6 protein-coding genes are annotated in these 6,000 nt (G+C 34.8%); all 6 read right to left on the bottom strand.

The features are described from left to right. Positions 1–424: 424 nt before the first annotated feature. The 6 genes from AKG34_RS07895 to AKG34_RS07870 all read right to left on the bottom strand — a co-directional run bounded on the left by AKG34_RS07895 (position 425) and on the right by AKG34_RS07870 (position 5,838). Positions 425–799: a hotdog family protein gene (locus AKG34_RS07895; RefSeq protein WP_053345577.1), complete on the bottom strand. Its 375-nt coding sequence runs from the start codon at positions 797–799 to the stop codon at positions 425–427. Between the two features lie 33 nt (positions 800–832). Then, positions 833–1,609 (bottom strand): AraC family transcriptional regulator, encoded by a 777-nt coding sequence (locus AKG34_RS07890; RefSeq protein WP_053345576.1) that lies wholly within the window; start codon positions 1,607–1,609, stop codon positions 833–835. A gap of 25 nt (positions 1,610–1,634) precedes the next feature. After that, positions 1,635–2,210 carry a LysE family translocator gene (locus AKG34_RS07885; protein WP_053345575.1) on the bottom strand — a complete coding sequence of 192 codons (576 nt, stop codon included), beginning with the start codon at positions 2,208–2,210 and terminating at the stop codon, positions 1,635–1,637. A 273-nt stretch (positions 2,211–2,483) separates the two neighbouring features. Further along, positions 2,484–3,128, bottom strand: a complete 645-nt coding sequence (locus tag AKG34_RS07880) for an MBL fold metallo-hydrolase (protein WP_053345574.1) — start codon at positions 3,126–3,128, stop codon at positions 2,484–2,486. Positions 3,129–3,515: 387 nt separating this feature from the next. Further along, complete coding sequence (locus tag AKG34_RS07875; RefSeq protein WP_053345573.1) at positions 3,516–3,899, bottom strand: glyoxalase/bleomycin resistance/extradiol dioxygenase family protein; 384 nt, start codon at positions 3,897–3,899, stop codon at positions 3,516–3,518. A 364-nt stretch (positions 3,900–4,263) separates the two neighbouring features. Further along, complete coding sequence (locus tag AKG34_RS07870; RefSeq protein ID WP_053345572.1) at positions 4,264–5,838, bottom strand: bifunctional metallophosphatase/5'-nucleotidase; 1,575 nt, start codon at positions 5,836–5,838, stop codon at positions 4,264–4,266. Positions 5,839–6,000 lie beyond the last annotated feature (162 nt).

Raw genomic sequence — 6,000 nt, 5'->3', positions numbered from 1 at the left:
TCTGCTTCATTTACTCTGTACCACCTTCGGCAGTAAGGACTTTGTTTTGTTTCGCAAACTCATCCAATGATACCTAGCCTTATATGAAGTTCGTGTTCCTCAGACCGGAGGTTTGCCGCTTGCTTCCTTCAGATTCCACGTCACCGTGGACACCCTTGCATTAAGCTAACCACTACTACTGCCTTCATGGTTCGGGACTTTCACCCTATAGATTGCACCCATGCCGGGCGCACGAAAAAGCTGCCTTAAAGACAGCACTGATCTTCAGCTAACGCACCCGTTAGTTTAAGTGAAACTGTTCACAATCATTCGTTACATTAATGTAATGTTACTTTATGACTTAAAGACTAGATAAAATTTTAATAAAAAGAACTTGGAAACTTTCCAAGTTCTTTTTCGTTTGTTGTAGAACTTCAAGAAGAAATTATAGTATCACTCCTGAAAAATCCCCTCTCAGCACTTCCTTCTGATTTTGATTTTTGCACAAAAAGCAGGCAGTAATATGTGTTCTATTAACCTGCTTTTCAAATTGCTCAATTGTTACTTCACAAATTATTGTATCATCCGTAAATACTGGTCTTAAAAACTCAAAATTCATAGTACGAGATAGTACGTTGTTATCGCCTCCTACTTTTGTTGGTAAGGTAGCGGTTAGTAATCCCTGTATTACAAGTCTTCCCTGTTCATCAGGAGTAACATGGTGAGAGCCTTCATCACCTGAGATTTTAGTAAACAATTCAACATCTTCTGCTGTGAAAGTCCGTTTAAATGTAATAATATCTCCTACTTTTAAAGACAATTTTATTCCCCCTTTATTTTAAATCCATTTATCTCAATTTAAATGTGACATATATTCAAATGCTGTTGTTCCATATACGCTTTTAAAGTGTTTATTTAAATGGGTTAAATCAACAAAACCACATTCAGCTACTGCTGAATAAATATCTCGTTTTTTTTCTATTAACTGCTTTGCACGTTCTATCTTGCAGTTAAGAAAGTATTGGTATGGTGAAATTCCAGTATGGGCCTTGAATGATCTGATAAATTTAAATTTTGACAAATTAAGCTCTTTACATATCTCGTCAAGTTTAAGTACATTTTCTAAGTTGGTATGAAACATATCCTTTGCTTTTCTAATTAGAACGTTATCTTTCTTATAGTCTGTAGAAAGATTAGTTTGAATAAGGCTATCTGTGAGGGATAAAAGTAATTCACTGCACAAAGCCTCATCCTTTCCACTCAATATTGCATTAGAAAGATTTAATATTCTTTGTTCAAGTCTATTATTATACACAATAGGGTTTGAAAAACGTACTATATCCTTTTTCTCAATAACCTCTAAAAGCAATTGTGGCTCAATATATAGCATCACATAATCAAGGCCTGTCTCATCATGTGCCCTTCCGTCATGTGCCTGTTCTGGATTAAAAAGCATAACACCATTTTGATATGATAATTGTAAACTGCCATCCAAGTTATAATGTTGAATACCACGCAATGTTACACCTATTGCATACTCCTTGTGAGAATGCTTTTTATACGTAAAATCAGTCATACTTGCTGACAACGCGGTAATACCTGCCGATTTTTTATAGATAAATTTGTCCATTAAATTCACCTCTTAATTAGCTTACCTACATCCATATCATTATTGCAGCATAAACTAAAAACAATGCCATCATTACATTAACAGTTTTTTTATGCTTCTGTAAAAACTCCTTGAAGATTGCACCGAAAAGTACCCATGTAATAAATGCTAAAAATCCAATAACAGTTATAGCAATTACGCTTATTGTAACCGCAGGCTTTGAGACATTGTAGGGCATAACATAGGTAGGAATTACAGTCATTGTAAATACTACCACCTTTGGATTTAAAAACTGCGTAAGGAAGCCTGACATAAACGTACCAGATTGGTTTACAGTTGGTTTTGATGTATCCGTTTTGTAAACTTGATAAGCGAGATACAATATATAAAAGCTTCCGATTATCTGCATAACAATTAAAATTTTGGGTATTATCGTTATAAGTATAGTATTCAACATAGCAGAAATAACAAGTAATAAACCAAAAGCAATAGTTGCTCCATACGTATATTCCATTGCCTTTTTTGTCCCAGAATTATGCACTGTGGATAATATGACGATATTAGTAGGTCCTGGTGTAAAAGTAACAATAAAACAATACATGATAAAAGATGTAATATTCATGAGGAAAACTCCTTTCAAGATATCCTCATATAACTGTACATCTTAAATTTAAATGGCATATAGTATATTATTGCAGGAGTATATAAAGCTTCTATAAAGTTAACTCTACAAATTTAGATGGTTCTTCTTCAACTAATCTGCCCCTTTAGTTGCATAACAAAAAGGTTGCTTCAGCAACCTCCCTTATTGAAGTAAAGCACCTGTTAGTCAGAAAGTCGCAACATTTTTATTAACATCGTGACTTTATTTTAAATCCACAGCTCAGCCTTAAATTCATTCATACAGCATAGTTACGACACCAGCATATTCTGACAAATTTTCTTTGGAAATATCCAATATCTTAACTTCGGTTGTTCGCTGTCCGGAAATCTGAAGAAACTTATCTACCTTTGAAAACATCAAGCCAACAACCGACAAAGCCTTTGTTCTATAGTGCATTGGAATTGTAATAGTAGATTTCAATTGATGCATTACTTGAGTAGCTTCTAGTGCATTAATCGTGAATGTACCTCCTACGGGAATGATGAGAATATCTACTTTTCCAATTTCCTTTACTTGTTCTTCTGATAATAGATGCCCTAAATCTCCACAATGACAGATAGTTAGACCGTCCATTTGGAAACGATATAAAATATTGGGGCCTCTCTTCTCGCCATTTACCTTGTCGTGAAATGTCTTAAATCCATTAATTCTTACATCATTGCGGATGTATTCCTTCGGCTCTTTAACAAGCAAGTAATCACCTGTTGCAGCTTGAATTTTACTGTGATCGAAATGATTATGTGTAACGGCAACTATATCTGGTTCAACAATCGGCATACGGTAGCGGATAAAGCGATAATATGGATCAATGAGAATCCTAGTTCCTCCTTCTGATGTCAGTAAAAAAGTAGAATGTCCATACCATTTTATTTTCATACTAAAATTCTCCTTACTATGCGTTTAATTTAAAATTTTTAAAATCAAGCTACTTTTAAGGAACCACTAAGACCAACCGGATTAAGAATCCTAGTATGTAAAGAAGATATCAGCACCCTCTTTTGCTAATTTTCGGCGTATAGAGCCAATTCCTTAGCTATGGCTTACACCTGTATTAGAAATTTTTTCCATTCGTTATAATTCCATTATTAATGTAATAGTCCTTCTTCTACTAATCTACCCCTTTAGTTCCATTAGAAAAAGGCTGCCGCAGCAAACCCTATTAATGAAATAACACACACGTTAGTTTAAGTGATATATTTTACAAACTTCCTCTACTCCATTAAAAAGACGATGCCTTGTTACGGCATCGAACAGTTATAAAATTTATTCAATACTCTCATAGATTTCAATCAGTGAACCATCAGGATCTCTAAAATGAGCTACTTTAATTCCCCAGCCTTCTTGTGCAGAAGGCTTTGTTATGAATTCAACCTTTTCTTTTAATTCCTTATATTTCTCTTCAACATTATCAACCTTGAAAATTAAAGCAATTTTATCAGTATTATGAGTATAAGTGACGCTCTCAGCACCTATTGCTTCAAGCATTTGTTTCCTCTCAAACAGTCCTAAGGTACAACCTCTAAATTTAAATTCAGCATATAAAGAATCTTCATTTCCCCAAGTAACCTCAAACCCTAAAACATTTCTATAAAACGAAAAACATTCTCTATAATAATTTACTAATAATCGTGTGTGTGTCAGCTCCAAACTAATTCACTCCAATTCTTTTAAACAATACATTATTGGATGGTTCGAATCTTAAATCCGGATACAAATGTATGGTCATCTAAAGTTAATCCAGTTTCACTTGTTACAGGAATATTGTAAACAAGCGATTCTACAGGGTCATTATTCTGAGGAATTCCAAGGAGATTACAATACCATTCAACTGATTTTTTTTAAATCTGTAACATGAATAAAGACATTGTTAACTTTGCGATAAATAGGAGAACTTGTTGATTTTATACTTTTCCACCTTTCTTTGAATCTTACCTAAAGAAATTCAACAAATCTCAAAAAATTCCTTTAGAGTTATTTCAGAGTTCGAATAAACCATGAATCAAAAAAGTAACTATTCGTGGGGATGCTTCTGTTGGATATAGTGTATAAGTGCAGTGACAACTTGTGGACCGGATTCTACGAGTCTACCTTGTTGCAATGCAGTGAAGTTATCACCGCCTGAAGCTAAATAATTACTAACCGCTACTTCATATTCGTTGTTTGGCTGAATCTCTTGACCCTTCCTGTCTTTCATCGCAACAATGCGGCTGCCAATTGGAGCATTGGAGTCCCAACTATACGTTAAACCAACCGTCTGTAACCTATTTTCATAATCTTTCGTCCACTGCTGTTCTAAAGCAAGTTTTATTTGGTCTCCTGTTAAGATTAACTTACTGACACTATGACCAAAAGGTAAGTCTGTATAAAGGTCTTCTACAGTGATATCCCCTTTTTTTAAATTTTTCCGCATTTCGCCTTGATGGACAAAAGCTATATCTACCCCCATCGCTTCCCGCTCAGATTCTGCAATCATTTTCGCTAATGGGGATTCACCGTTTGCATCTTGATTTCGTGTGATTTCTTCAGGCATTTCTCCTACTATCTGTTTAAAATAGCTCCCCAATCTTTTTCTATATTTATTAAGAAGAGCAACCGTTTCTTTATCTGGTTTTATATGATCATGTGAAGTGACAATAATCTTTGCTTGTTTTTTAACAATATTTTTAGTACGTGGGTCAATTTCAAGATTTACTTGAGAAAAAGCTTTCCCATTAGAATAAGCTTGAACGATCAGTTTACCCGCTACAACGGTATTGGCATATTCATGGCTGTGACCGGCAAAAATGACATCGACCTCATCATCGATTTTTGGAGCCATCTCCACTAAAGCTCCACTGGGATTTGCTCCTGTCTGATCTGATTTAGCTGAATCATGTGCCAGTACAACAATAACTTTGATCCCTTTTTCCTTTAAAAGCTTAACGGTTCGGTTAATAACTGAAACTTCATCCGTAATTTCTACTTCTTTTCGATTTTCAGGGGTCACATACAGGTTGGTCTCTTTTGTGACCACACCGATAAATCCAATATTAATTCCGTCAATTTGTTTAATAACATACGGTGGTAACAAGGGAGTACCCGACTTTCTATCGATTATATTTGCAGAACTGTATGAAGTATTGGCACCTTGAAAATAACCTGTTTCTTTATTGAATCCTCCATAAATAAGGCGTTTCATTTCATTTACGCCTTGGTCTAATTCATGATTTCCAGGTGTCCCAACATCAAAGTGCAGGAGGTTTATAAATTCAATCGTGGGTTCGTCTTGAAATTGAGAAGAGATTGGAGGACTTCCTCCTACCATATCACCAGCATGAACAAGTAGTGTATTTGGGTTTTCTTGTATATATTTTTTTAAATAGGCAGCCAGGTATTCAGCACCCCCTGCCATGGTTCCTGAAACCCTTTGATACTTGTTTAGTTGGCCGTGAAAATCATTAACGCCTAACAATTGTACTTGAATGTAGCGGTTCGATGTGGAATGATTCATTGTGGAATGATTGGGTGAGAATGCTGTGATTTCATAAATTACGAAAATGATAAATACCAAGATGAGCAAAGAAGATATGACCTGAAATTTTGACAACTTCCGATCCCTCCCTCTAGATGTGAATTTAGGATAACTCTGGGATTTTAAATCCGTATTAAAGGATCGTAATTTTTTGTTATATTTAATATAATAATTGTTAAATTAACCCAGTACATGCATATCTTTTTAAAATACTCATATGGCTTAACATTTAGAAAT

It is taken from the genome of Peribacillus butanolivorans, from assembly GCF_001273755.1.
Taxonomy (GTDB): domain Bacteria; phylum Bacillota; class Bacilli; order Bacillales; family DSM-1321; genus Peribacillus; species Peribacillus butanolivorans.
The sequence above is the reverse complement of the archived record's forward strand: the minus strand, read 5'-3'. Positions and strand labels throughout refer to the sequence as shown.

Bases quoted from the DNA above. Each gene is read 5' to 3' on its own strand.
- AKG34_RS07890 (WP_053345576.1), bottom strand. From the start codon at position 1,609: ATGGACAAATTTATCTATAAAAAATCGGCAGGTATTACCGCGTTGTCA.
- AKG34_RS07880 (WP_053345574.1), bottom strand. From the start codon at position 3,128: ATGAAAATAAAATGGTATGGACATTCTACTTTTTTACTGACATCAGAA.
- AKG34_RS07885 (WP_053345575.1), bottom strand. From the start codon at position 2,210: ATGAATATTACATCTTTTATCATGTATTGTTTTATTGTTACTTTTACA.